At 68.7% G+C, this 26,983-nt stretch carries 24 protein-coding genes; 18 read left to right on the top strand and 6 right to left on the bottom strand.

The features are described 5' to 3' along the window. Positions 1-85 precede the first annotated feature (85 nt). From rpsF to HL658_RS05360, 14 genes are all read left to right on the top strand, one after another. Entirely contained in the window at positions 86-517 is a 432-nt protein-coding gene (gene rpsF / locus HL658_RS05425) for a 30S ribosomal protein S6 (RefSeq protein ID WP_180280917.1), read from the top strand. After that, positions 514-786 (top strand): 30S ribosomal protein S18, encoded by a 273-nt coding sequence (rpsR, locus tag HL658_RS05420; RefSeq protein WP_180280916.1) that lies wholly within the window; start codon positions 514-516, stop codon positions 784-786. The genes rpsF and rpsR overlap by 4 nt, the downstream gene beginning before the upstream one ends. 37 nt (positions 787-823) lie before the next feature. Then, entirely contained in the window at positions 824-1,765 is a 942-nt protein-coding gene (locus tag HL658_RS05415; protein WP_180280915.1) for a DUF2232 domain-containing protein, read from the top strand. Beyond that, positions 1,765-2,316 (top strand): 50S ribosomal protein L9, encoded by a 552-nt coding sequence (gene rplI / locus HL658_RS05410; protein WP_180280914.1) that lies wholly within the window; start codon positions 1,765-1,767, stop codon positions 2,314-2,316. The genes HL658_RS05415 and rplI overlap by 1 nt, the downstream gene beginning before the upstream one ends. Positions 2,317-2,501: 185 nt before the next feature. Next, positions 2,502-3,719 (top strand): SAM-dependent methyltransferase, encoded by a 1,218-nt coding sequence (locus HL658_RS05405; RefSeq protein ID WP_180280913.1) that lies wholly within the window; start codon positions 2,502-2,504, stop codon positions 3,717-3,719. Between the two features lie 143 nt (positions 3,720-3,862). Then, complete coding sequence (locus HL658_RS05400; protein ID WP_180280912.1) at positions 3,863-5,395, top strand: replicative DNA helicase; 1,533 nt, start codon at positions 3,863-3,865, stop codon at positions 5,393-5,395. Next, positions 5,379-6,503: an alanine racemase gene (gene alr, locus HL658_RS05395; RefSeq protein ID WP_343055016.1), complete on the top strand. Its 1,125-nt coding sequence runs from the start codon at positions 5,379-5,381 to the stop codon at positions 6,501-6,503. The genes HL658_RS05400 and alr overlap by 17 nt, the downstream gene beginning before the upstream one ends. Next, complete coding sequence (locus HL658_RS05390; RefSeq protein WP_180280910.1) at positions 6,503-7,279, top strand: MlaE family ABC transporter permease; 777 nt, start codon at positions 6,503-6,505, stop codon at positions 7,277-7,279. The genes alr and HL658_RS05390 overlap by 1 nt, the downstream gene beginning before the upstream one ends. 7 nt (positions 7,280-7,286) lie before the next feature. Beyond that, complete coding sequence (locus HL658_RS05385) at positions 7,287-8,108, top strand: ABC transporter ATP-binding protein (RefSeq protein ID WP_180280909.1); 822 nt, start codon at positions 7,287-7,289, stop codon at positions 8,106-8,108. Positions 8,109-8,194: 86 nt separating this feature from the next. Further along, entirely contained in the window at positions 8,195-8,470 is a 276-nt protein-coding gene (locus HL658_RS05380) for a PepSY domain-containing protein (protein WP_180280908.1), read from the top strand. A gap of 10 nt (positions 8,471-8,480) precedes the next feature. Next, positions 8,481-9,032, top strand: coding sequence for a cytochrome b/b6 domain-containing protein (locus HL658_RS05375; protein WP_180280907.1), 552 nt, complete (start codon positions 8,481-8,483; stop codon positions 9,030-9,032). Positions 9,033-9,117: 85 nt separating this feature from the next. Next, on the top strand, positions 9,118-9,813 hold the full coding sequence (locus HL658_RS05370) for a response regulator (RefSeq protein ID WP_180280906.1): 696 nt from the start codon (positions 9,118-9,120) through the stop codon (positions 9,811-9,813). Further along, positions 9,800-11,188: an ATP-binding protein gene (locus HL658_RS37950; RefSeq protein ID WP_180280905.1), complete on the top strand. Its 1,389-nt coding sequence runs from the start codon at positions 9,800-9,802 to the stop codon at positions 11,186-11,188. The genes HL658_RS05370 and HL658_RS37950 overlap by 14 nt, the downstream gene beginning before the upstream one ends. After that, positions 11,178-12,437, top strand: coding sequence for an HD-GYP domain-containing protein (locus HL658_RS05360; protein WP_180280904.1), 1,260 nt, complete (start codon positions 11,178-11,180; stop codon positions 12,435-12,437). The genes HL658_RS37950 and HL658_RS05360 overlap by 11 nt, the downstream gene beginning before the upstream one ends. A gap of 57 nt (positions 12,438-12,494) precedes the next feature. Here HL658_RS05360 and HL658_RS05355 read toward each other — a convergent pair whose 3' ends face one another. Beyond that, positions 12,495-12,791: a hypothetical protein gene (locus HL658_RS05355; protein WP_180280903.1), complete on the bottom strand. Its 297-nt coding sequence runs from the start codon at positions 12,789-12,791 to the stop codon at positions 12,495-12,497. 162 nt (positions 12,792-12,953) lie between these two features. On the opposite strand from HL658_RS05355, the gene HL658_RS05350 reads away from it, so the two are divergent. Continuing rightward, positions 12,954-13,229, top strand: coding sequence for an FAD assembly factor SdhE (locus HL658_RS05350; RefSeq protein WP_180280902.1), 276 nt, complete (start codon positions 12,954-12,956; stop codon positions 13,227-13,229). A 28-nt stretch (positions 13,230-13,257) separates the two neighbouring features. Then, the gene (mfd, locus tag HL658_RS05345; RefSeq protein WP_180280901.1) at positions 13,258-16,878 is read left to right on the top strand and encodes a transcription-repair coupling factor; all 3,621 of its coding nucleotides are present in this window, start codon (positions 13,258-13,260) and stop codon (positions 16,876-16,878) included. Positions 16,879-16,959: 81 nt separating this feature from the next. Here the strand turns inward: mfd and HL658_RS05340 are convergent, their stop codons facing one another. Then, entirely contained in the window at positions 16,960-17,547 is a 588-nt protein-coding gene (locus tag HL658_RS05340) for a TetR/AcrR family transcriptional regulator (protein ID WP_180280900.1), read from the bottom strand. 141 nt (positions 17,548-17,688) lie between these two features. Between HL658_RS05340 and HL658_RS05335 the strand changes: the two genes are divergently transcribed. Beyond that, positions 17,689-18,486 carry a MipA/OmpV family protein gene (locus HL658_RS05335; RefSeq protein WP_211109659.1) on the top strand — a complete coding sequence of 266 codons (798 nt, stop codon included), beginning with the start codon at positions 17,689-17,691 and terminating at the stop codon, positions 18,484-18,486. A 58-nt stretch (positions 18,487-18,544) separates the two neighbouring features. Here the strand turns inward: HL658_RS05335 and recG are convergent, their stop codons facing one another. Then, positions 18,545-20,626 (bottom strand): ATP-dependent DNA helicase RecG, encoded by a 2,082-nt coding sequence (gene recG, locus HL658_RS05330; RefSeq protein WP_180280899.1) that lies wholly within the window; start codon positions 20,624-20,626, stop codon positions 18,545-18,547. Positions 20,627-20,936: 310 nt separating this feature from the next. On the opposite strand from recG, the gene HL658_RS05325 reads away from it, so the two are divergent. Next, entirely contained in the window at positions 20,937-21,560 is a 624-nt protein-coding gene (locus HL658_RS05325) for a LysE family translocator (RefSeq protein ID WP_180280898.1), read from the top strand. Between the two features lie 6 nt (positions 21,561-21,566). Here HL658_RS05325 and HL658_RS05320 read toward each other — a convergent pair whose 3' ends face one another. The 3 genes from HL658_RS05320 to HL658_RS05310 form a co-directional block, all read right to left on the bottom strand. Next, positions 21,567-23,144, bottom strand: a complete 1,578-nt coding sequence (locus HL658_RS05320; protein WP_246337331.1) for a methyl-accepting chemotaxis protein — start codon at positions 23,142-23,144, stop codon at positions 21,567-21,569. Between the two features lie 444 nt (positions 23,145-23,588). Continuing rightward, positions 23,589-25,319: a methyl-accepting chemotaxis protein gene (locus HL658_RS05315; protein WP_343055015.1), complete on the bottom strand. Its 1,731-nt coding sequence runs from the start codon at positions 25,317-25,319 to the stop codon at positions 23,589-23,591. Between the two features lie 177 nt (positions 25,320-25,496). Further along, the gene (locus HL658_RS05310; protein WP_180280896.1) at positions 25,497-26,915 is read right to left on the bottom strand and encodes a homospermidine synthase; all 1,419 of its coding nucleotides are present in this window, start codon (positions 26,913-26,915) and stop codon (positions 25,497-25,499) included. Between the last annotated feature and the right edge of the window lie 68 nt (positions 26,916-26,983).

Here is a 26,983-nt window from a genome sequence, read left to right as displayed (position 1 = left end):
GCTAGGCCCGGGCGGCTGGCCGGACATTGCCCTACCAAGGCTTGGCCCGCACAGCGCCGGACCACGAACAGCCATGGGGAGTATCATGTCGACCTACGAGTGCGTGCTGATCGCACGCCAGGACATCTCGGCCGCCCAGGCCGAGGCGCTCGGCGAGACCTTCGCCCAGATCATCCGCGACAATGGCGGCAACGTCGTGAAGTCGGAATACTGGGGCCTGAAGACCCTCGCCTACAAGATCAAGAAGAACCGCAAGGGTCACTACATCATGCTCGGGCTCGATTCGCCGCCGGCCGCGGTGGCGGAGATGGAGCGCAATATGAGCATCAACGAGGACGTGCTGCGCTACCTGACCGTCCGCGTCGATGCGCTCGACGCGACGCCGTCGGTGATGATGCAGTCGCGTGGCGAACGGGGCGAGCGCGGTGAGCGCGGCGGCCGCCGCTTCGACGACCGCGGCCCGCGTCCCCCCCGCCGCAGCGAACCCGCCCCCGTTTCCGATGAGGCCTCGGCATGAGCGACAAGCAGACCACGGGCGCGCCCGCCCGCAGCGGTGGCGGTCCCCGCCGTCCGTTCTTCCGCCGCCGCAAGACCTGCCCGTTCTCGGGCGCCAACGCGCCGGCCATCGACTACAAGGACGTCAAGCTCCTGTCCCGCTTCATTTCCGAGCGTGGCAAGATCGTGCCGAGCCGCATCACCGCTGTCTCCGCGAAGAAGCAGCGTGAATTGGCCAGGGCCATCAAGCGCGCGCGTTTCCTGGCCCTGCTTCCCTATCTGGTGAAGTAAGGCCGGGAACGCGGACGAGGAAGGCGAAGGTGGCGCCATGCACACGGCACTGGCCGCCGCGGTCGGGGGCGGGTTCGCCAGCGCGCTGTTCTACCTGTCGGTCCTGTTCGGCGGGTTCGGCGCGCTGATCCTTGGCTACCTGACCCCCCTCCCGCTGTTGGCCGCCGGGCTGTCGCTCGGTCTGACGGCGGCGCTGGTGGGGAGCGTGGCCGGCGCCGTTATGGTGCTCGGCGTGTCCGGCAGCCTGACCATCACCGGCGCCTACGCGCTGACCGCGGCGGTCCCAGCCGTGTTCACGGTGCGGCAGGCGCTGCTGGCTCGCCCGCGGGCGGACGGTGGTCTGGAATGGTACCCGCCGGGCATGCTCCTCACCGGACTGACGGGCCTGGGAATCTTGGGTTTCGTCGGGGCGGTGGCGCTGGCCGTGGGGGAACCGGGCGGTCTGGAAGGCGTGGTCCGGCGCGCGCTGGGCGATATGGCGGCGCAGTTCGCGCCGCCGGACGCCGAGCCGTCGGCGGACACCGACCATCTGTGGATCGCACCGGCTCTGCCGGGCTTCGTGGTGGTCTCGTGGATGTTCATGACGATCATCAACGGGACGCTGGCGCAGGGCGTGCTGATGCGGTTCGGCCGCAACCGCCGCCCCGGCATGCGGATCACGGAGCTGGAGCTGCCGCGCTGGTTGGGTCCGGTCTACGGCACCGTGGTGGCGATGGCGCTGGCGATCCCCGGCGATGTCGGGTTCCTGGCGCTGAACCTGGGGCTGATCCTGTCCGTGCCCTTCGCCTTCGCCGGACTGTCGGTGGTGCACGCTTACGCGCGGGCGCGATCGACGCGGACGGCGATCCTTGTCGCGTTCTACATGTTCCTGGTTCTTTTCGGCTGGCCGGTCGTGGTTCTGGTCGGCCTCGGCATGATCGAGCAATGGATGGGGCTTCGCCGTCGCTGGACGACCGGCCCCCGTCAGGAGGACGAGTGATGGAAGTGATTCTGCTGGAGCGGGTCGAGAAGCTCGGCCAGATGGGCCAGATCGTCAAGGTGCGGCCCGGTTTCGCCCGCAACTATCTGCTGCCCCAGAAGAAGGCCCTGCGCGCCACCAAGGCGAACATGGCCTATTTCGAGAAGCAGCGCGTGCACCTCGAAGCCATGAACCTGGAGCGCCGCAAGGACGCCGAGCAGGTCGCCGGCAAGATGACCAACGTGTCGGTCGTGGTCACCCGTCAGGCTGGTGACACCGGCGTGCTGTACGGCTCGGTCTCGCCGCGCGACATAGCCGACGCGCTGACCACCGCCGGCTACCGGGTCGAGCGTACCCAGGTCGCCATCGACCAGCCGATCAAGTCGCTGGGCCTGTTCCGGGTGCGCATCGTTCTGCACCCGGAAGTCTCCGTGATGGTGACGGTCAACGTCGCCCGCACGCAGGAGGAGGCCGAGCTTCAGGCGCAGCGCGGTGGCATGGTCACCGCTGCCGACCTGATCGAGGACGAGGACGAGATGGAGACCGAGGCGGAGGATCAGGCGGAAGCCTGATCCCCGATCCTTTCGGATCACCGTCCTCCGCCCTGGGCCCGCTTCCGCCGGAAGCGGGCTTTTGGCGTTGGCTGGTTGGTTTACACCGATCGTCTTAGAGCGTTTCTGAATCTGGTTCAACCGGCGGGGCCGGAGCACTCTGTTCGTGTTCGAGGCTTCACGCCCGGATCGATCTGGAGGCAGGAATGCTTTTTGCGCGATTGCTCAAGGAAGCCGTCCGTTCCGAATCCCTCGCCCTGGTCGATGCCCGTGGGCATCGCCACATCCTCGGCCAGGGCGACCCCCGCATCACACTGAGACTTCACGACACCGCGCTGCACCGCGAGCTGCTGCTGAATCCGCGCCTCGCCTTCGGGGAGGCCTATATGGACGGGCGCATGACCGTGGAGGGCGGCGGCATCCACGAGGTGCTGTCCATCCTGACCCGCGACGCCCATGTCGATGGCCCGGTCGGCCGCTTGATCGAAATGCTGGGCCCGATCGCCCGCCGCATCCAGCAGACCAACCCGCTGAAACGGTCGCGCGACAACGTCGCCCACCACTACGACCTGTCGCGCCAGCTCTACCAACTCTTCCTCGACCGCAACATGCAGTATTCCTGCGCCTATTTCCCGCGGCCAGGCATGACGCTGGACGAGGCGCAGGAGGCGAAGATGTGCCACATCGCGGCCAAGCTGCTGCTTCAGCCGGGACAGCGGGTGCTGGACATCGGCTGCGGCTGGGGCGGCATGGCGGTCTTCCTGGCCCGCCACGCCGGGGTGGAGGTGACCGGGATCACACTGTCCACCGAACAGCTCCAGGCCGCCCGCGAGCGGGCCGAGCGCTGCGGGGTCGCCGACCGGGTCCGATTCGAGCTGTACGACTACCGCGAGATCGGCGGACGCTTCGACCGGATCGTGTCGGTGGGCATGTTCGAGCATGTCGGAGTGCCCCATTACGGCCGTTTCTTCACTCGCGTGCGCGAGCTTCTGGCCGACGACGGGGTGGCGTTGCTGCATTCGATCGGCCGTTCCGACGGGCCGGGCGTGACCAACGCGTGGTTCCGCAAGTACATTTTTCCCGGCGGCTACTCCCCCGCCCTGTCCGAGGTCGTCCCGGAAGTCGAACGCGCCGGCCTCTGGGCCACCGACATCGAGATCCTGCGGCTGCACTACGCGGAGACGCTGCGCCATTGGCGCGAGCGCTTCGCCCAGCGGCGCGACGAAGCGAAACGGCTGTACGACGAGCGCTTCTGCCGGATGTGGGAGTTCTATCTGGCGGGTGCCGAATTGAGCTTCCGGCATCAGGGCCACATGGTCTTCCAGATGCAGCTCGCCAAATCCATCGGCGCCGTCCCCTTGACCCGCGATTACATGGTCGAGACGGAGCGCAGCCTTGCCGACACCCGCGGGCTTGCGGCGTAGGCGACGCAAATCGTTGACGGGGCGAGGATTTCGGGTCTGTCCCCAGAGTTCTCCACATGGGGATGACTCTTGTGCACAGCTTTCCGGAGGCCGGTTGCCGGTTCGGGCGCGCCACGGCGGCCGGCCTTTGGTAAGATGAAGGGATGGATCACAAGCTCCCCACCCCGTTCGCCACAATCCGGACGGACGGCGGCGCGCCCCGTCTCGGCATCGTCCGGCCCGCGCCGGAGTACCGCACCGCCCCCCACAACGAGGAGGCGGAGCAGGCGCTGCTGGGCGCCATCCTGGTCAACAACAAGGCGTTCGAGAAGGTCGGGGAGTTCCTTCAGCCCGAGCACTTCTACGACCCTCTGCACCAGCGAATCTTCGGCGCCATCGCCAAGATGGTGGAACGCGGGCAGATCGCGAACCCGGTCACGCTGAAGGCCTATTTCGAGAACGACACCGATCTTGCCGGCGAAGGTGCCGGCTATCTGGCGGAGCTGGCGGCCAGCGTCGTCACCGTCATCAACGCCGGCGATTACGGCAAGACCATCCACGATCTGTTCCTGCGCCGACAGCTGATCGAGATCGGCTCGGACATGGTCAACGAGGCCTACCGGCACGACCTGGACGTGACGGCGCTCGACCAGATCGGCGAGGCGGAGAAGCAGCTTTTCGACCTCGCCTCGACCGGCGACGTGAAGGGCGGCTTCGTCGCCTTCGGCGAGTCGCTCAAGCACGCGATCGCGACGGCGGAGGTGGCGTTCCGCAGCTCCAGCCACGTCACCGGCGTGACCAGCGGCCTGATCGACATCGACCGCAAGCTCGGCGGCCTGCACCCGTCGGACCTGATCATCCTGGCCGGCCGCCCGTCGATGGGTAAGACAGCGCTGGCCACCAACATCGCCTTCGCCGCCGCCAAGGCGCATTTCCGGACACAGGGGGCGGAGGGGGCGCCGGTCGGCTTCTTCTCGCTGGAAATGTCGGCCGAGCAGCTCGCCACCCGCATCCTGGCGGACGAGGCGCAGGTGCCCGGCGACAAGATCCGCCGCGGCGAGATCCGCGACACCGATTTCCCGAAATTCGTCCAGGCCAGCCAGGAGCTGGGCCGCGTGCCCTTCTTCGTGGACGACACGCCGGCCCTGTCGGTGGCGGCGGTGCGCACCCGAGCGCGGCGGTTGAAGCGCACCAGCGGGCTGGGGCTGCTGGTGGTCGATTACCTCCAGCTCCTGCGCGGCTCGTCGGCTCGCGGCAGCGAGAACCGGGTGCAGGAAATCTCCGAGATCACCCGCGGTCTCAAGGCCATCGCCAAGGAGCTGGACATCCCCGTCATCGCGCTGTCCCAGCTCAGCCGTGCGGTGGAACTGCGCGAGGACAAGCGGCCGCAGCTCGCCGACCTCCGCGAGTCGGGCTCCATCGAGCAGGACGCCGACGTGGTGATGTTCGTGTTCCGGGAGCAGTATTATCTGGAACGCGCCGAACCCAGCCGCCGCGCCGACGAGAACGACGACAAGTTCAACGACCGTTACCAACGCTGGCAGCAGCGCCTCGGGGAAGTGCACAACACCGCCGAGGTCATCATCGCAAAGCAACGCCATGGCCCCATCGGCACCGTCCGGCTCTATTTCGACGGCCAGTTCACCAAGTTCGGCGACCTCGACCAGCACCACGGCGGCGGTGGCATCGACGAGTGAGGCGGCACGCGCCGGCGCCATCCTCACCATCGACCTCGCCGCCATCGCCGCCAACTGGCGGACCTTGCGCGACCGCGCAGGCCCCGCCGCCTGCGCGGCGGTGGTGAAGGCCGACGCCTATGGGCTGGGTGCCGCACGGGTGGCACCGGCGCTGGCCGTGGCCGGCTGCCGCAGCTTCGTCGTCGCCACGCTGGACGAGGCGATCGCGCTGCGCGGCGTTCTGCCGGAGGGTACCGAGGTGATCTGCCTGGGCGGCCTGCCGGCGGACTCCGAAGGGGAGTTCCAGCGCCACGCGGTGACGCCGGTGCTGAACCATCTGGGCGAGGTCGAGCGCTGGCGGGTTTTCGCGCGCTGGCGAGGCACCCCCTACCCCGCCGTCATCCACATCGACACCGGCATGAACCGCTTGGGACTCGGCCCCGACGAGCTGGACAGGCTGGCCACGGAACCGGACCGGCTCGACGGGCTGACGGTGCGGCTGTGGATGAGCCACCTCGCCTGCGCCGAGGCCGACAGCCCGATGAACGCCGCGCAGCTTGCGGCCTTCCGCGCCGCGCTGGCCCGGCTGCCCGCCGCACCCGCCAGCCTCGCCAACTCGTCGGGCCTGTTCCTAGGGTCCGACTACCGGTTCGACCTTGCGCGGCCGGGATGCGCGCTGTACGGCGTGAACCCCACGCCCGGCCGGCCGAACCCGATGAGCGGCGTGATCCGGCTGGACGCGCGCGTGCTGCAGGTGCGCAACGTTGACAGCCCTATGACCGTTGGATACGGTGCCACCCACCGCGTTGCGGGGAGTGGCAAAGTTGCAACTGTTGCAGTGGGTTATGCCGACGGATACGCGCGCACGCTCAGTGGGCGTGGTCATGTGCATGTCGGCGGCGCGGCAGCGCCCGTCGTCGGGCGCATATCGATGGATCTGATCACCGTGGACATCTCCCACCTGCCGGACGGCGCGGTCGTTCCCAATGCCTTTGTGGAGCTGATCGGGCCAAGTCGTCCCGTCGACACCGTGGCGGAGGAAGGCGGTACCATCGGCTACGAGATCCTCACCGCTCTCGGCCGCCGGTATCACCGAGTCTACACCGGCGGCGCGGCGGAGGGGCTGTGATGGATTTCCTTGCAACCATCGGCCGCACCTTCCTGGTGTTTCTGAACGCCACGGGCCGGCTCGCGATGTTCGCGGGCCTCGGCGTCTCCCACTGCCTGCGTCCGCCCTATTATCTGCGGCAGATCCTGCGGCAGATGATCGACATCGGCTACTACTCGCTGCCGGTGGTCGGGTTGACCGCTCTGTTCACCGGCATGGTGCTGGCCCTGCAGAGCCATTCCGGATTCGCCCGTTTCCAGGCGGAGGGCGCCATCGCCACCGTGGTGGTGCTGTCCATCACCCGCGAGCTGGGGCCGGTGCTGGGCGGGCTGATGGTCGCGGGCCGCATCGGCGCCGCCATGGCGGCCGAGATCGGCACCATGCGGGTGACCGAGCAGATCGACGCGCTGTCCACCCTGTCCACCAACCCCTTCAAGTATCTGGTGGCGCCACGGCTGATCGCCGGGCTGACCATGCTGCCGATCCTGGTGCTGGTGGCCGACATCATCGGCGTGTTCGGCGGCTTCCTGGTAAGCGTCTACCGGCTGGACTTCAACCCGGCCAGCTACCTGCAGCGCACCTGGGAATTCCTGGAGCCGGTGGACGTCATCTCCGGCCTCGTCAAGGCCGCCGTCTTCGGCTTCGTGGTGGCGCTGATGGGCTGCTACTTCGGCTACCATTCGAAGGGCGGCGCGCAGGGCGTGGGCCAAGCCACCACCAACGCGGTGGTTGCCGCTTCCATCATGATCCTGGTGTTCAACTACCTGCTCACCGGCATCTTCTTCTCCGACAAGTGACGGCCCCATGAGCGACACGACGAACGGCGGCACGGAGATCAACGGAGCGGCCGGCAACGGCACGCCGAAGATCGCGTTGCGGGGCGTGCACAAGCGCTTCGGGCAGAAGGTGGTGCTCGACGGCATCGACCTGACGGTGAACAAGGGCGAGTCGATGGTGGTCATCGGCGGCTCGGGCACCGGCAAGTCGGTGATGCTGAAGTGCATCCTGGGCCTGCTCCACCCCGATTCCGGCCAGATCCAGGTCGATGGGGAGAACACCACCCACCTGCATGGCCGTGATCGGGAAAAGCTCCTGCACAAGTTCGGCATGCTGTTCCAGGGTGCGGCACTCTTCGACAGCCTGCCGGTGTGGGAGAATGTCGGCTTCGGCCTGATCCAGGGCGAGCACATGCCGCGCGCCAAGGCCAAGGAGATCGCCATCGCCAAGCTCGGCGCCGTGGGGCTGGGTCCGGAGGTGGCGGAGCTGTTCCCGGCCGAGCTGTCCGGCGGCATGCAGAAGCGCGTCGGCCTCGCCCGCGCCATTGCCGACGAGCCGGACATCATCTTCTTCGACGAGCCGACCACCGGGCTCGACCCCATCATGGCCGACGTGATCAACGAGTTGATCGTCCAGTGCGTGAAGGACCTGGGGGCGACCGCCGTCACCATCACCCACGACATGGCGTCGGCCCGCAAGATCGCCGACCACGTGTCCATGATCCACAAGGGCCGCATCATCTGGACCGGCCACGCCAACGACATCGACCACTCCGGCAACCCCTACGTCGACCAGTTCGTCAACGGCCGCGCCGAAGGGCCGATCAAGATGCAGGTTAGGGCGCTGTAAGGCGCCTGCCACGACGTAAGGTTGGCGTAAGCTCACGGTCATAGGGTTCCCCACGCCGCAAGACGGCTGACAGGAGACCCCAGATCATGCGCATCGTCACCGCTTCCATCCTCGCCGCGTTCGCCACCCTCGCCGCCGCGGCTCCGGCCCTTGCCGAGCCGAAATGCACGACCGAGCCCAAGTCGGCCTGGCTGACCGAGGACGCCATGAAGGCGAAGATCGCCGGCATGGGCTACAAGGACATCCGCACCTTCAAGTCGACCTCGGGCGGCTGCTACGAGATCTACGGCCACGACAAGAACGGCAAGAAGGCCGAGGTGTACTTCAACCCGGTGACCGGCGACATCGTCCACGCCAAGTAAGGGCCGGACCATGGTCGATGCTTCCGCCGCCGGCTCCCCCGCGGAGCCGGCGACGGTCCCGGTCTGGGACCGTTTCGTCCGTGTCTTCCACTGGTCGGTGGTCGCCGGCTGCGCCGCCAACAGCTTCGCGTTGGAAGGTGGCAAACTCCCGCACGAGATCGTCGGCTACGCCGTCGCGGCGCTGGTGGCGGCCCGCCTGGTGTGGGGATTCGTCGGCACCCGGCACGCGCGCTTCGTCGATTTCGTGCCAGGCCCCGCGACGTTGGCCGCCCATCTGAAGGCGCTGCTCCAGGGCCGGGAGCCGCGCACCCGCGGCCACAACCCCGCCGCGGCGGTGATGATCCTGGCCCTGATGGCGGTGCTGGCCGTGCTCGGCGTCACCGGCTGGATGACCACGCTGGATGCCTTCTGGGGTGCCGAGTGGCTCGAAGAGACGCACGAACTGCTCGCCGACGCGCTCCAGCTCATGGTGCTGGTGCACGCCGCCGCGGCCGTGCTGGAAAGCCTTCGCCATCGCGAGAACCTCGTCCTCGCCATGATCACCGGGCGCAAGCGCCCATGACGGTGGAGCGGCGCCGGAGGGCTTGCCCATCCCCCTTCGCTCTGCAACCCTGCGCTGGTGGCAGCGGCAGGAAAGACGGCGCCCCATGCGCCTGCTGATCGTCGAGGACGAAGAGGAGCTGGCCGAGCTCATGAAGGCCAACCTCCGCCGCGGGGGCTTCGCGGTGGACACGGTCGGCGACGCCGAGGGCGCCCGGGCCGCGCTGGCGGCGCAGCGCTACGACGCCGTGCTGCTCGACCTCGGCCTGCCGGACGACGACGGGCTGGACGTGCTGGCCGAACTCAGGGCGAGGCGCGACGGCACGCCGGTCATCGCCGTCACCGCCCGCGACGGGGTTGCCGACCGGGTGCGTGGGCTCAACGGCGGTGCCGACGATTACCTCACCAAACCCTTCGCCCATGAGGAGCTGCTGGCCCGCATCCACGCCGTGCTGCGCCGGCCGGGCGGGGTGATGGGCTTGCGGCTGGAGCTGGCGAACCTCGCCTTCGATTCGACCAGCCGGGACGTGACGGTCGATGGTGCTGCACTGACGGTGCCGCGCCGCGAACTGGCGGTGCTGGAGGCTTTGCTTCGCCGCTCCGGCCGGGTGGTGGTGCGCGACGCCCTGGAAAGCGCCGTCTACGCCTTCGGCGACGAGGTCGAGTCGAACGCGCTGGAGGCCCACGTCTCGCGCCTGAGGCGGCGGCTTGGCGACGCCGGGGCGCGGGTGTCCGTCCACACCGTGCGCGGCGTCGGCTACCTGCTGCGCGCGGAGGAGGACAAGCCGGGTGGCGGTGACTGACGACCGGCGCGCCGAGCGGCGCCTCGTCCGCCGCGATTCCGCGCTGATCGCCGCCATCGTCGCGGTGACGGTGCTGGCGCTGTCCGGCGGCTACGCCGCCTCCCGCAGTCTGGTGGAGGGGCTGACGGAGGCGCACGCGCTGCGCGTCGCGGCCGGCTTTACCCGCAGCCTCGCCGACGCCCTGATCCCCTTCGACCGTGAGGGACGCTTCACCGGCATGGCCGGCGAGGAGCAGGAGGCGGTCTACCGCTTCGCGCGGGAGGTGGCGCACATCGACCGCATCGTCGCCATCGGGCTCGACCGCGTGATCGTCTTCGACAGCGCCGGCGAGCGCACCGGCCAGATCAACGAACGTCCCACCATCATCGACGCCCTGACCGGCGGCCGGTCCACGGTCAGCTTCGCCGACCTCGACAAGACGGCACCGCCCCATGGCGGTCCCTACATCGCCGAAACCTATGTGCCGGTGCATTCGGCCGGGCGGCTGGTCGGCGTGTTCGAGCTGTATCTCGACGTGTCGGATTACGTGACCTCGGTGGAGGAGGCGTTCGGCACGGCCTACGCCACCGTTGCCGTGGCCGTGGTGCTTGCGACGGTCGCCGCGGTGGCGCTGGTCGACCGCTCGATGCGGCGGCGGCTGGCCGACCTGCGCCGCATGCGGGCGCTGCGCGACGACGCCGAGACGGCCCGCAGCGCGATGGAGCGGAGCTTGGCGCAGCAGCGCCGCTTCACCGCAAACGCCGCGCACGAACTGCGCACCCCGCTTGCCGTGCTCCGCGCACGGCTCGACGGAATGGAGCCGGCCAAGGCCGGTGCGCTGGTCCCCGACGTCGAGCGCATGGGGCGGCTGGTCGAACAGCTGCTGTCGGTCGCCCGGTTGGAGGCGCGCATGGTCGAATTGAGCGACGGCATCGATCTGGGCCATGTCGCCCGCGACACCGTGGCGCACCTGTTCCCACTGGCACTCTTGGAACGCAAGTCCATCGTGCTCGACGCGCCGGCCGAACCGGTTCCGGTGCGTGGAAACGTTTTTGCGCTGGAGGATGCGCTGCGCAACCTGATCGAGAACGCGCTCCGGCACACGCCGCCCGACGGCGCAGTCGATGTGACGGTCACCGCGGACGCGACCGTCGAGGTGGGCGACCGCGGGCCGGGATTGCCGGAGACGCTGCGCGGCCAGCTTTTCGAACCGTTCGTGCACGGCCGAGGGCGCCGCGGGGGGGCAGGTCTGGGGCTCGCCATCGTGGCGGAAACGGCGGCGATCCATGGCGGCACGGCGGTGGCGCTGGACCGCCCCGGCGGCGGGGCGCTGTTCCGGTTGTCGTTGCCTCACCGGAGTGTCCAGGCCACCGACAGGTCCGAGCATGGAACGTGACGTGTTCCGCCGGCTCACCATCCGGCTGGCCCTGGCGTCGCTGGTGATCGCGCCGGTCTTCGGCGGCGCCGTCTGGTACTACGAACTGGAACGGATCGACGACGCGGTGGTCGAACTCGCCACGACCGAGGCGCGCGCCTTCGCCGAGCAGCATGGCGATGCGCTGGTCGCGGGTCGGGGGGTCCAGGAGCGCCTGCAACGCTTCCTGGAGGAGAGGGCGCAAGAGCGCGGCGGACGCGGCCATTTCCTGGTGGTCGAGCTGTACGACGGCGGCCACCGGCCGATCGCGGAGGCGTCCCTGGAGCAATCGGCGTCCGTGGACGCCGCCTTCAACCGGGGCGCCCACCCCTTCCCCACCGATGGCGGCGTGCAGTACGAACGGCTGACCCTGGACGGGGTGCTGTATGTGCGGGTGCTGAGCGACCTTCACGCGGGACCGTTCCAGGGCCATTTCGAAGGGCTCTACCGGGTGGCGCCCGAACGCAAGGCGAGGATCGAGGAGAATGTCCTCGGCACGGTTCTGATCGTCATCGGCGTGGTCGTCGGCACGACCCTGGCGCTTCTGCCGGTGGTGGTCGGGTTGAACCGCCGGCTGGTCCGCATGAACGACCGCCTGCTGCGGGCCAATCTGGAAATCCTGGAGGTTTTGGGCTGCGCCATCGCCAAGCGCGACAGCGAGACCGGCAGCCACAACTACCGCGTCACGCTCTATGCGGTGCGGCTTGCCGAGACTCTGGGCTGCCAGTCGGAGTCGATACGGGCTCTGGTCAAGGGCGCCTTCCTGCATGATGTCGGCAAGATCGCCATCAGCGACACGATCCTGCTGAAGCCGGGCCGGCTGACCACGGAGGAATTCGCCGTCATGAAGACCCATGTCCAGCATGGGACCGACATCGTCGGCCGGTCCGCATGGCTGGAGGACGCCACTCCGGTGGTGGCCGGTCACCACGAGAAGTTCGACGGCTCCGGCTACCCGGCCGGGTCGTCCGGCTCCGCCATCCCCCGGAACGCCCGCATCTTCGCGGTGGTGGACGTGTTCGACGCGCTCACCTCCCGCCGGCCCTACAAGGAACCGATGACGTTCCAAGCCGCCACCACGATCCTGCTGGACGGCCGCGGTGGCCATTTCGACCCGGACGTCCTTGATGGTTTCCTGCGCATCGCGTGCGATCTGCACGCCCGCCTCGGAAACGCGTCCGAGGAGTCGCTGCGCGCGGAACTGCTGACGGTGATCGAGCGCTACTTCTGACCGCACACGTCCATCAGTCTTCCGGCGCTGCCACCATCTCGGTGTCACGCATCCCTCTCACCAATGTCGCGGACGGTCCCGGCCCCGATCCCAGTCGCGGTGGCCGTGCCAATGGCGGGGCGGCGGACCGCGCCAGCGCGGCGGCGCCTCGTAGTAGTAGCGCCGCTCCACCACCACCGGGGGACGCGGCGGCGGCGGCGGGCGGTAGGCGAAGGGCGGCTGGATGACCACGGCGGGCGGCATGATGACGATGCCCGGCCCGCCATAACCGCCGCGATAGTCGTGCGCCGCGGCCCCCGCCACCGTCGCGGCCGACAGGGCCGCCGCCGCCAACAGGCCCGTGAACCAACGCATGTCCGTTCTCCTTTTCCCGCAAGCGACGGGTGATTGACCGACACACGAACGAACACGCACCACGACCGCTCTATTCCCGGTCCCGACGGCGTCCCCCGGTCTGGACAGGCCGGCGCGGTTGGAGTAGGCGTGCGGCCAGCGTTGCAGCGACGGAGCGGGAACATGGCGGAGGACATCGAGGTTCGGCGCAAGAGGCTGCGGTTCCGCGCCTGGCACCGCGGCACTCGGGAGGCCGACCTGCTGATCGGCAGCTTCGCCGACGCCCACACCAACGGATTCGACGACGGCCAGCTCGACCGCTTCGAGGCGCTCCTGGAACTCAGCGATCCCGATCTCTATAACTGGATGACCGGGCGCGAAACGGTCCCGGCGGAGCACGACACCGACGTGATGCGGCTGTTGCAGGCCTTCCGCTTCACGCCCCGGCCGGGCTCCTGACCCTCCGCAGCCCTCGGACACACCCGCGTTGATCACCATCGACCTACAGCCCGGCCGCGCCTCCCGCCTTCTCATCGGTGGAGCGCCGGAGGGGCACGACGCCCGCATCCTGGCGGAGCTGGCGAAGAAGGCCGGGGCCGCCGGCCTGCTGCACGTGGCGCTGGACGACGCGCGCGTCGCCCGGCTGGAGGAGGCGCTGGCCTTCTTCGCGCCGGGGCTGGAGGTGGTGACCTTTCCCGCCTGGGACTGCCTGCCCTATGACCGTGTGTCGCCCAACGGCGGCATCGTGGCGAACCGCATCGACGCGCTGACCCGGCTGCTGGCCCGCGGGTCAGGTGCCGGGCCGGTGGTGGTGCTGACCACGGTCAACGCGCTGGTGCAGAAGGTGCCGCCGCGCTCCGCCTTCCGCAACGCCTCCTTCACCGCGAAGCTGCGCGACCGCATCGACCTGGAGGCGCTCCAGCGCTTCCTCGCCAACAACGGCTACACCCGGGCCCAGACGGTGCGCGAGCCGGGCGAGTTCGCCGTGCGCGGCGGCATCGTCGACCTGTTCCCGCCGGGGGCGGAGGAGCCCCTGCGGCTCGACCTGTTCGGCGACGAGCTGGAGGGGGTCCGCGCCTTCGACCCGATGAGCCAGCGCACGACCGAGAAGCGCGACGGCGTGACGCTGAAGCCGATGTCGGAGGTGTTCCTGGACGAGCCGTCCATCGCCCGCTTCCGCTCCGGCTACCGCGAGCTGTTCGGCGCCGTGCTGGCCGACGACCCGCTCTACGAGGCGGTCAGCGCCGGGCGCAAGCACGCGGGCATGGAGCATTGGCTGCCGCTGTTCCACGACGGCATGGACAGCCTGCTCGACTACATGCCCAAATCCATCGTCAGCCTGGACCATCAGGCGGAGGAGGCGCGTGACAGCCGCCTCGGGCAGGTGGCCGAGTTCCACGACGCCCGCGCCACCATGGTGGCGGTGGAGAAGAAGGCGGGCAACGCCCCCTACAAGCCGATACCGCCCGGCATGCTGTTCCTCGACAGAGCCAACTGGGACGCCGCACTCGGCCGTCACGCGGTGGCCCAACTCAGCCCCTTCGCGGTGCCCCCCGGCCTGATGGGCCAGATGGACGCCGGCGGCCGCCGCGGCCACGACTTCGCCGAGGAACGGGCGCGGCCCGACGTCAACGTCTTCGACGCGGTGAAGGAGCGGCTGCGCGACCTGCGCGCCGACGGGCGCAAGGTGCTGGTGGCCGGCTATTCCGCCGGGTCGCGGGACCGGCTGATGGCGGTGCTGGCCGATCACGGCATCGAGGGGCTGGAGCCGGCCGACAGCATCGAGGACACCCGCCGTTTCGACCGCAAGATCACCGGCATGGTCGTGCTGGGGATCGAGCACGGCTTTTCCGCCAGGGACATGGCGGTCATCACCGAGCAGGACATACTCGGCGACCGCCTCGTCCGCCCGGCCAAGAAAAAGCGCAAGGCCGCCAACTTCATCGCCGAATACACCGCGCTCAACCCCGGCGACTTGGTGGTCCACATGGACCACGGCATCGGCCGTTACGACGGGCTGGAGACGCTGGCGGTGTCGGGCGCCCCGCACGACTGCCTGCGGCTGGTCTACGAGGGCGGCGACAAGCTCTATGTCCCCGTCGAGAACATCGAGGTGCTGTCGCGCTATGGCTCCGAGGACGCCGGGGCGCAGCTCGACAAGCTCGGCGGGGCCGGCTGGCAGGGCCGCAAGGCGCGCGTCAAGAAGCGGCTGAAGGACATGGCGGAGGCGCTGCTGCGCATCGCCGCCGAGCGCGAGCTGAAGCGCGCCGACCCGGTGATGACGCCGGAGGGGCTGTACCAGGAATTCGCCGCCCGTTTCCCCTACCCGGAGACCGACGACCAGCTCAAGGCCATCGAGGAGGTCTTCACCGACCTCGGGTCCGGCAAGCCGATGGACCGTCTCGTCTGCGGCGACGTCGGCTTCGGCAAGACGGAGGTGGCGCTGCGCGCCGCCTTCCTCGTCGCCATGGGCGGCCAGCAGGTCGCGGTGGTGGTGCCGACGACGCTGCTGGCGCGCCAACATTTCCGCACCTTCCAGCAGCGCTTTGCCGGGCTGCCCGTGCGCATCGTCCAGCTCTCCCGCATGGTCTCCACCAAGGATCAAACGCTGGGCAAGAAGGAGCTGGCCGACGGCACGGCCGACATCGTGGTCGGCACCCACGCGCTGTTGTCCAAGACCATCGGCTTCAAGCGGCTGGGCATGGTCATCGTGGACGAGGAGCAGCATTTCGGCGTGAAGCAGAAGGAGCGGCTGAAGGAGCTGCGCGCCGACGTCCATGTGCTGACGCTGACCGCCACGCCGATCCCGCGCACGCTGCAGATGGCGCTGGCCGGGGTGCGCGAGCTGTCGGTGATCGCCACGCCTCCGGTGGACCGGCTGGCCGTGCGCACCTTCGTGCTGCCCTACGACCCGGTGGTGATCCGCGAGGCGATCCTGCGCGAGCATTACCGCGGCGGCCAGAGCTTCTATGTCTGCCCGCGGGTGGAGGATCTGCCCAAGGTGGCCGAGCGGCTGCGCGAGCTGGTGCCGGAGGTGAAGGTCGTCAGCGCCCACGGCCAGATGGGGTCCGGCGAGCTCGAAGACGTGATGACCGCCTTCGACGAGAAGAAGTACGACGTGCTTCTGGCCACCAACATCATCGAGAGCGGGCTGGACATCCCGTCCGCCAACACGCTGGTGGTGCACCGCGCCGACCTGTTCGGGCTGGCCCAGCTCTACCAGATCCGCGGCCGGGTCGGGCGGTCGAAGGTGCGCGGCTACGCCTACCTCACCTACGCCAGCAACAAGCCGCTGTCGGCCACCGCGACGCAGCGGCTGCACGTGATCGAGACGCTGGACAACCTCGGCGCCGGCTTCCAGCTCGCCAGCCACGACATGGACATCCGCGGCGCCGGCAACCTTCTGGGCGAGGAACAGTCCGGCCATGTGAAGGAGGTCGGCGTCGAGCTCTACCAGCACATGCTGGAGGAGGCGGTGGCGAACGCCCGCGCCGGCCTGAATGGCGCGGTGCCCGGTGGCGGCGAGGAGGAGTGGACGCCGCAAATCAACCTCGGCACCCCCGTGCTGATCCCGGAGAGCTACGTCACCGACCTCAACGTCCGTCTGACGCTCTACCGCCGCATCGCCGAGCTGGTCGACCGGGCGGAGATCGACGCTTTCGCGGCGGAGCTGATCGACCGCTTCGGCAAGCTGCCGGCGGAGGTCGAGAACCTGCTGGACGTGGTGACCATCAAGCAGCTCTGCCGGCAGGCGGGCATCGAGCGGGTGGACGCCGGGCCGAAAGGCGCCGTGCTGACCTTCCACGGCAACGTCTTCGCCCGCCCCGACCGGCTGGTCGCCTACATCGCGCAGCAGGCCGGCACGGTGAAGCTGCGCCCCGACCACAAGCTGGTCTACACCCGCGTGTGGGACGACGCCCCGATCCGCGTCGCCGGCGCCAAGCGCCTGATGCGCGATCTCGCCCAGATGGCGACCGGCGACGGCCCGGTGCCCAAGGCCGACGTTCCGCCCCCGCCGCCACCTCCGCCCCCGGCACCGGTGGCGGCCAAGCGCCCACCCTTCGGCAAGGGCGGCTTCACCCGCGGGCGGCCGGTGTCGCGGCGCTGACCGGGCGGCAAAGCGGCTGACAATGGAGTGTGCCGATCGCATCGGCACCGGGTGACGATCAGTGCGGTCGCGCTGGCCCTGTCAATCAGGCCGTCCTCGCGCACGGACGAGCGGCAGGAAGATCGCATCGACCCAAGCCGTCCTCAGATCCAGTGGCGGCGGTGTGAACGTCATGAAGACGTGGTGTCGGAACAGGACGCCGAGCAGCGTCACGACCGGTGGGATCAGCTTGTCCGGATCGATCTCGCCACGGTCCACCGCCCGGTTCAGGATCGGAGCCAGGGCATCGACGCCGCCGGCGGCGAGCGCTGCGCGCAAGTCATGCGGCGTGGATCCGCTTTCGCGGAAATACTCGTTCGAGAACATGGTGAAGGCGGCGGCGATCCCGGCCGCGCGGTCGGACGCCCGTTCCAGGAACTCCAGCAGCTCGGTGCGGACGTTCCCGCTGTCCGCCACGGTCAGCGGATACTTCGCCATCTGCTGCCGGATCGCCGCGACCGCAAGCTCGGCCTTTCCGTTCCACCGCCGGGCGAGCACCGGCCGGCTGGTGCCGGCCCGCGCGGCCACGCTCTCCATGGTCAGGCCGGAGTATCCGTTTTCCGTCAGCTCCTCCCAGGCGGCGTCAAGGATGGCTTCCTCGAGGTCCGCACCGCGACGACGTCGCTTCATCCGATGACGACTCCAATAAGATACATTGGCGCATCTTGACAGCTGGAAATTCCGGTTGATACAAGATGCGCGAATGGATCTTATTGACGGGGTGCGGAAATGACAAGAGACACTGGACCGGGGTGGCCGTTCGCCGCGGTCATGGCACTGACCATGGCCACGATGACGGCTGGCACCGCGGCGTCCGCACATGCGGATCCGGTTCCCGGTGAACCATCCTCGGACAGGCTCGACGTTGGCGCGGACGTCTCGGAGCAGAAGGGGCAAAATCGGTGGATTTTCGGCGCCGGCGTGGCGATGGCACCGCGATACCAAGGCTCCGACCGGTATGAGGCCCAACCGCTGCCGCTCATCGACGTGCGGGTGGGGCGGTTCTTCGCGAAGGTCGGTGACGGCATCGGTGTCACCGTCATCGAAACCCCGACATTCACAGCCGGAGTCAGCGTCAACTGGCTGCAGGGCTACGACGCGGACGATGTGCCCGACGGAGTCCAGGGCGTGGATTCCGCGCTGGGTGCCCGCGTCTTCGTCTCGGCACGGCTGAAAGGTTTCGTGGCGACGCTCGCGGCCACGCAGGCCGTCACCGACACGGACCGTGGCCTGCTCATCAACGCCGGCGTGGCCTATCCCATCCGAGCGACGGAGCGCCTCACCATCACGCCGAGCCTCGGTGCGACCTGGGGGAGCCGGACCTACATGGACGGATACTTCGGCATCGACACGTCGGAGGCCACGGCGTCGGGACTTCCCCGATACCGCCCGTCCAGCGGACTCAAGGACCTTTCCTTCCGCGTCGCCGCCAATTACCGGATCACCGACAGCATCAGCCTGGCCGCGTCCATCGGAGTCACGCAGTTGCTCGACCGGGCCGCGGACAGCCCGATCGTTGAGAAGAAGACCCAGCCCATCGGACTCGTGGGTCTGACCTACTCGTTCTGACCGGCGGCGTTCCGGAGAGCCTGGACCCGCGGGTCAGGCGCCGGTGCCGCTGGCGCCCTCAACCCGACCGCAGTGTCTTCGCCGCCGAATCACGGTCGAACAGGTAGAGCAGCGTCTTCAGCGCTTGCCCGCGTTCGCCGGCCAGCGCCGGATCGCGCTCGACGATCAGCCGGGCGTCGTCACGGGCAGCGGCCAGCAGTTCGCCGTGTTCGGCAAGGTCGGCCATGCGGAACTCTGGCAGGCCGGACTGGCGGGTGCCCAGAAGCTCGCCGGAGCCGCGCAGGCGCAGATCCTCCTCGGCGATCAGGAAACCGTCCTCGGTGTCGCGCATGATCTTCAGGCGCTGGCGCGCGGTCTCGGTGAGCTGGGGGTCGAAGAGCAGCAGGCAGATGGACGCCCCCTCCCCGCGCCCCACCCGGCCGCGGAGCTGGTGGAGCTGGGCGAGGCCGAAGCGCTCGGCGTGCTCCACCACCATCACCGTCGCCTCGGGCACATTCACCCCCACCTCGATGACGGTGGTGGCGACCAGCACGTCGAGGCGCCCGGCGGCGAAGTCGTGCATCACCGCGTCCTTGTCGGCGCCGCGCATCTTGCCGTGCACAAGCCCCACCCGCTCGCCGAAGGTCGCCCGCAGGTACGCATGCCGCTCGGTCGCCGCGGCGAGGTCGAGCTGTTCCGATTCGTCCACCAGCGGGCAGACCCAATAGACCCGGGCGCCCTCCGCCACCTTGCGGTGGATGCCGCCGACCACGTCCTCAAGCCGGTCGAGCGCCACCGTGCGGGTGTCCACCGGCTTGCGGCCCGGCGGCTTCTCGGTCAGGCGCGACACGTCCATGTCGCCGTAGGCGGTGAGCGTGAGAGTGCGCGGGATCGGGGTGGCCGTCATCACCAGCACATCCACCCCCCGCCCCTTGGCGGAGAGCTGGAGCCGCTGGTGCACGCCGAACCGGTGCTGCTCGTCGATGACCGCCAGCGCCAGATCCTTGAAGGCCACATCCTCCTGGAAGATCGCGTGGGTGCCGATCACCAGCGGCAGCTCGCCGGACGCCAGCCGCTCCAGCACGCGTTCGCGCGCCTTGCCCTTGTCCCGCCCGGTCAGCAGCCCGATCTCCACTTTTGCCGCCCAGCACAGCGGGGCCAGCGACTCGGCGTGCTGGCGGGCCAGGATCTCGGTGGGTGCCATCAGCACCGCCTGATGCCCGGCCTCCACCGCGTTCAGCATGGCGAGCAACGCCACCACGGTCTTGCCGCTGCCGACGTCGCCCTGGAGCAGCCGCAGCATACGCGCGTCCGCCGCCATGTCGCCGAAGATCTCGGCCAGCGCCATGCGCTGCGAGCCCGTCAGGTGGAAGGGCAGCGCCCGCTCCACCGGCTCGCGCAGCCGCCCGTCGCCCTTCACCGCGCGGCCGGACAGGGTGCGCTGGTGCTCGCGCACCAGGGCCAGCGCCAGCTGGTTCGCCAGCAGCTCGTCGAAGGCGAGGCGGCGCCGGTGGGCGGTGGACAGGCCGAGGTCGGCCTCATCCTCCGGGTGGTGAGCGCGGTGCAGCGCGTCCGACCAGCGCGGCCAGCCCTGACGGGCCAGCCAGGCCGGGTCCTGCCATTCCGGCAGCTCGGGCACGAGGTCGAGGGCGGCGCGCACCGCCTTGCGCAGGGTCTTGGCCGGGAGCCCGGCGGTCATGGGGTAGACCGGCTCCACCCGCTCCAGCTCGTCGCGCTGGTCGGCGGGCACGACGGCGTCGGGGTGGGGCATCTGCGGCGTGTCGTGGAACCACTCCACCTTGCCGCTGATCACCACCATGCGGCCGATGGGCAGCATCTTCTGCACCCAGTCGCCGCGCGCGTGGAAATAGACCAGCTCGATCACCCCCGTCTCGTCCACGCAGCGCACCTTGAAGGGATGGCGCGGGTTGATGGGTGGCACGTGTGACTCGACACGCACCTCGAGCGTCGCGATCTGCCCGTTGGGAGCGGCCGCGATCTTCGGGGACAGGCGCCGGTCGATGATCCCGCAGGGCAAATGCCACAGCAGGTCCGTCACATGCGGGCCGGCCAGCTTTTCGGCCAGCTTGCCGAGCCGGGGACCGAGCCCCGGCAGCGAGGTGACCGGGCGGAAGAGGGGAAAGAGAACGGCGGGGCGCAATGATCGGGCTCGTCGCGTGGGGAGCGGGTATCCCCATTCGATTCCGCCCTAAACGCCCCGCCGTCAAGAGCGGCCGGCGAGGGATGCGGGGTATGCCGGACCGCGGGGCCGATGGCCGGGGGCGACCATCGGGGAGAGACGAGGAGAGCCCCCCGGCGAACCGGGGAACATCGTCGCTACGGATGGCACCTTATCGCCCGGCGGGTAACGGTCGCGTTGCGAGGGGATGAAATCGCGTTCATGTCACCGCTTGACGACCATCCATGGGCCATGGCTGGCTCGACGGGAACCCAAACCGGAGGAACCGTTGATGCCCGTCGAACTCTGGCTCGCCTTCGCCGCCGCGGCGGCGGCGCTGATCCTCATTCCCGGCCCGACCGTGCTGCTGGTGATCGGCTACGCCGTCTCCGGCGGGCTGCGGCCGGCGCTCGCCGGTCTGATCGGGGTGGCGCTGGGCGACGCCACCGCCATCGCCGTGTCGTTCCTCGGCATGGGCGCCGTGCTGGCGACCTCGGCGGAGCTCTTCCTGATCATGAAATGGGCCGGGGCGGCCTATCTCGTCTGGCTCGGGCTGAAGCTCTGGCGCGCCCCGCCGGCCCTGCCGGGCGGCGATCCCGTGGCGCCGCGCCAGCCATCCCTGACGATGCTTCGCACCGCCTTCATGGTGACCGTGCTGAACCCGAAGGGCATCCTGTTCTTCACCGCCTTCATGCCGCAGTTCATCGACCCCGCCGCCCCGGCGCTGCCGCAGATGATGATCCTCGGCGGCACCTTCGTGGCGCTGGCGCTGTCCATCGTGACCGGCTTCGCCGTGATGGGCGCGCGGGCGCGGCACTTGTTCCGCTCCCCCGCCGCCATGCGGACCTTCAACCGGGTCGGCGGCGGGGTTCTGATCGGGGCCGGGGCGCTTACAGCCACATTGAAGCGGGTGTAGGAAGCCTCACGCGGCACGCACCGTCGCCAGGAAACGCTCAACCTCCGTCTTCAGGGCGCCGGCCTGACCGGAGAGCTGGCTGAACGAGTCGTGCAGGTCACGCGCGACCTTGCCGCTCTGATCGGCGGCGGCGGTGACGCCGGTGATGGAGCTGGACACCTCCGTTGTGCCCACGGCGGCCTGCTGGATGTTGCGGGCGATTTCGCGGGTGGCCGCCCCCTGCTCCTCGACGGCGGACGCGATGGCAGACGCGATCTGGTTCATCCGAGCGATGATCTGGCCGACGCCGTTGATCTCGGTCACCGTGTCGCCGGTCGCCGCCTGGATCGCGGCGACCTGGGCGCCGATCTCCTCGGTCGCCTTGGCGGTCTGGGACGCGAGATGCTTCACCTCGCCCGCCACGACCGCGAAGCCTTTCCCCGCCTCGCCCGCGCGCGCTGCCTCGATCGTCGCGTTCAACGCGAGGAGGTTGGTCTGGCTGGCGATGGAGTTGATGAGACCGACGACCGCGCCGATGCGCTCCACCGCCTCCGCCAGTCCGGAGATGCGCTCGTTGGCGCGGTCCGCCTGCCCGACCGCCTGCGACGCGATTTCGCTGGAGCGGGTCACCTGCCGCGCGATCTCGTCGATGGAATGGGACAGCTCCTCCGACGTGGTCGCGACCAGTTGCACGTTCGCGGCGGTCTGTCCCGTCGCCGCTGCCATCGTCGCGGCGAGGCGGTCGGTCTCGGCGGTGGCGGCGGTCATGGAGTTGGTCTTGACCTGCATCGCCGCCGTCTCCTGCATCACCGCACCGAGCACCCCGCCCACGGTGCGCTCGAAGGTGTCGGCCAAATGGTGCAACGACCGCCGCTTGTCGGATTCCGCCCGCTGCCCGGCTTCGGCGCGCTCCTCCTCCAGCTTGCGCTTGGCGACGGCGTTGTCCCGGAACACCTCCACCGCCCGCGCCATCTCGCCGATCTCGTCGCCACGGGCGGCTTCCGCGAAGCTCTGGTCCAGGTCCCCGGCGGCCAGCCGCCGCATGCGCTCACCCATGCGGCGGATGGTGCCGCTGACCGAGAGCCCCACATAGCCGACGGCCAGGACCAGCGGCAGCGTCAGCAGCGTGATGATGGCGATCAGCCACAGCGCGTGCGTCGCGAAGTCGTCCCACAGGTCGTCCATGTAGACGCCCGTACCGATCGCGTAGCGCCACGGGACGAACGCCTTCACATAGGCGGCCTTGGGCTGCGGCTCGACGCCGCCGGCTTTCGGCCACCAGTATTCGATCACCCCTTCCCCCTTGCCCTTCGCCAGATCGGACATGGCGCGGGCGAACGGGAAGCCGTTGCTGTCCTTCAGCCCGGACATGTCCTTGCCGACGGATTCGGGGCGCGCCGGGTGGACGACGCCGACGCTGTCGAAATCGTTGACGAAGATGTATTCGCCGGCGCCGTACCGCATCGCGGTCAGGGTCGCGGTGAAGCGGCGCTGCGCCTCCTCCCTGCTCAGCGTGCCTTTGGCCACCTCCGCCTCAAGTGACGCGGCCACTCCATGAGCGGTCTCGACAATGGCGCGGAGGCTCGCGACTCGGTCCTCGTACATCTGATGATAGTTGATCCAAAGACCGGAAGCGGCGACAAAGCAGACCACACCGAAGGTCATCCCGACCAGCGATAGGAGCTTGGTGCGCAAAGATAGGGTTCGCGTGCTCATGGGGCACCTTATGATTTTCTGTTCCCTGTCCCTCTATTGATCAAGATTCATGCCACGGTCAAAATACTCCACAATGGAGAAGACACAAAAAATTTATGGTCTAATCAATGGCCTAGCCGAGACCTCCTCATACCGGAATATGCAAACGTCCAGGCTCGACCGTGGCAATTTGCAAGATGCAGTGCATTCTGCGAAACCGCACATGTACTGGACAATCCGCGGCGCGCACCGATGCCGTGCGCGGGAGCGGTGCCGACGCCCTCGCCAGCGCTCCGGAAGACAGCGGCACCAGGACCATGGCCGGCCGACCCCTGAGGATCGACCGGACCGCCGTCACGCCACCCGGACGGTGCTCAGGAACCGCTGGACCTCCGCGCGGAGCGTCCCCGCCTGATCGGAAAGCTGCCGGAAGGACGCCTGGAGGTCGCGTGCCACCTTGCCGCTCTGCTCGGCGGCGGCGCTGACGCCGGCGATGGAGTTGGAGACCTCGTTGGTTCCCACCGCCGCCTGCTGGATGCTGCGGGCGATCTCGCGCGTCGCGGCCCCCTGCTCCTCGATCGCCGCGGCGATGGCGCCGGTGATCTGGTCCATCTGCGCAATGATCTGCCCCACACCATTGATCTCGGTCACCGTCTGGTGGGTGGCGGTCTGTATCCCGGCGACCTGGGCGGCGATCTCGTCCGTCGCCTTGGCGGTCTGCGCGGCCAGCGTCTTCACCTCGCTCGCCACGACGGCGAAGCCCTTGCCGGCCTCGCCGGCCCGCGCCGCCTCGATCGTCGCATTGAGCGCCAGCAGGTTGGTCTGGCTGGCGATCGAATTGATCAGGTCCACGACGGCGCCGATCCGCTGGACGGCATCCGCCAACCCGCCGATGCGTTCATTGGCGCGCTCCGCCTGATCGACCGCCTCCGTGGCAATCTGGCTGGAGCGGGTGACCTGCCGCCCGATCTCGGCGATCGACGCGGACAGTTCCTCCGACGTGGCGGCGACCGTCTGCACGTTGGCCGCGGTCTGGCTGGTGGCGGTCGCCATCGCGGAAGCCAGGCGGTTGGTTTCCGAGGTGGCGTCCGTCATCGACGAGGTCTTCGCCTGCATCGAGGCGGTTTCGTCGATCACCGTGGAGATCACGCCCCCGACCGTTCCCTCGAAGGTGTCGGCGAGCGCACGCATCGACGCGCGCTTGTCGGCTGCGGCACGAAGTCCCTCTTCGGCACGCTCGATCTCCAATCTTTGCTTGTCGATCGCGCTCTTGCGGAACACCTCGACCGCCGCGGCCATTTCGCCGATCTCGTCGCCGCGTCCGGCTTCCGCGAAGCGCTGGTCGAGGTCACCGCCCGCGAGCGCGTGCATGCGGACGCTGAGGCTCCGGATCGAGCCGCTGACGCTCAGTCCGACATAGGCGACGGCACCGACCGCCGGCACCGCGAGCGCGCCGACCGCCAGCAGCAGCCACAAGCCGTATTCGTAGAACTGGTTCCACAGGTCGTCCATGTACACGCCCGTGAAGAAGTAGACGTTCCACGGGGCGAACGCCTTGACATAGCTGGACTTCGGCTGGGGTTCCGTCTCGCCGGCCTTGGGCCAGTGGTAGTTGACGATGCCCTCGCCCTTCCTGGCGACGTCGTTCATCACCCGCCCGAGCGGAAAGCCTTTGGCGTCCATCGTACCGGTGACGTCCTTGCCGACCAGGTCCGGACGGATCGGGTGAACGACACCCAGGCCATCCAGGCTGTTGACGGCGATGTATTCGCCGTCTCCATACCGCATCGTCGAGATTATGGAGGACAGGCGGCGCACCGCCTCGCCCTTGGTGATCGTCGCCTTTTCCACCTCCGCATTCAAGGATACGGCGACGCCGTGCGCCGTCTCGATCACCGACCGCAATGAGTTCAGGCGGTCCCTGTACATCTGCTGGAAATTCATCCAAAGCGCTATGCCAGCAACAACTCCGACCGCAACTGTGGTAATACCAACAAGCGACAGCATTTTCGTGCGCAGAGACAGAATTCTGATGGCCATGTCAAACCGCCGGTTGTCGTTTTTCCCTTCCAAGTCTTTGATCAAAAACCATGCCGTCCGGCGCTCCGCACCGCGGTGGGAAAATCTCGAAAATAAGCAAAGGCTTATGTGCCATCGCGACAGGCGTCCGTCATACCTACATATGCAAAATGCCGCCCCGAAGGGCGGCATTTCGCAAAACGCTCCGCATCCCGCGAATGTGATGGTGCTCCGAACGATCCGTTAGACCACGCGGAAGTTCTTGAACTGCCAGGGGTCGTCGGTGTCCACATCCTCCGGGAACAGCACGCCGCGGTCCTGGAGCGGCGTCCAGTCGCCATAGACGCCGACGACCTCGCCCAGATAGGGGTTGCAGATTTCGAGGCAGCGCTGGAAGTCCAGCTCGTCCGGCTCGACGATGCCGCGGTCGGGGTTCTCGATGGCCCAGACCACGCCGGCCAGGACGGCGACCGTCACCTGGAGCGAGGTGGCGTTGTTGTACGGGCAGAGTGCCCGCGCCTGCTCGATGGTCAGGCGCGACCCGTACCAGTAAGCCCCCTTGGCGTGGCCCATCAGCAGCACGCCCAGCTCGTCGGTGCCGCTGACGATCTCGTCCATCATCAGGCGCTTGGTCGGCTGCATGCGCCAGTTCTTGCCGGCCAACTCATGCACCGACAGCACCGCGTCGTCGCAGGGGTGGTAGGCGTAGTGCGCGGTCGGGCGGTAGCGGACCTGCCCGTCCTCCTTCACCGTGTAGTAGTCGGCGATGGAAATCGCCTCGCTGTGGGTGATCAGGAAGCCGTGGAACGGCCCCTCCAGCGGAGTCCAGGTGCGCACGCGGGTGCTGGCGCCCGGCCGCGTCAGATAGATGGCGGCGCCGTTGCCGAATTCGTGCCGGCGGCCATCCGGCGGCAATGCCTTCTCGTGGCTGCCCCAGCCCAGCTCGGCCGGCTGGCAGCCCTCGCCGACGAAGCCGTCGATCGACCAGGTGTTGACGAACTCGCCCACCGCCTTCGGCTGGTTGGAGACCTGGGTGTCGCGCTCGGCGACGTGCACCACCTTCATGCCGATCGTCTCGGCCAGCGCCGCCCATTCCCCGCGGGTCTGCGGGATCGCGGTGTCGACACCGGTGTCGCGGGCGATGTCGAGCAGCGCCCGCTTCACGAAGTGGGAGACGAGGCCGGGGTTGGCGCCGTGGGTGATCACCGCGGTCGGCCCGCCCTGCCCGTCGGCGCGCAGAGCCAGCGCCGTCTCGCGCAGCGCGTAGTTGGAACGCTGCGACGCCGACAGCGAGGTGTCGGTGTAGCCGCCCGCCCACGGCTCGATGCAGGTGTCGAGATAGAGCGCGCCGACCTCGCGGCAGAACGCGATCAGCGCCACCGACGACACGTCCACGGACAGGTTCACCAGGAAATCGCCCTTGCCCAGACGCGGCCCCAGCACCTCGCGGTAATTGTCGCGGGTGAGCGGCAGGTTCACGAACGGCACCGTGTACCGGTCGGCCTCCGCGTGCCCCCGCTCCTCGGCGGTGATGATGGTCACCTGCTCCGGCGTCAGGTCGATGTGCCGGAACAGGAGGGGCAGGACCCCCTGTCCGATGGAGCCGAAGCCGACGATGACCATACGGCCGGTGAACGCGCAGTGCTTGGTGTCGAGAGGCATGATCGGTTTCCTGACGTGCTGAACGGGTTGCGGGCTTCCCCCCGATCCAGGGTTGCGGCGTCTCGACA

The sequence above is a fragment of the Azospirillum oleiclasticum genome (assembly GCF_013423485.1).
In the GTDB taxonomy this organism is placed as follows: Bacteria; Pseudomonadota; Alphaproteobacteria; order Azospirillales; family Azospirillaceae; genus Azospirillum; species Azospirillum oleiclasticum.
The sequence above is the reverse complement of the archived record's forward strand: the minus strand, read 5'-3'. Positions and strand labels throughout refer to the sequence as shown.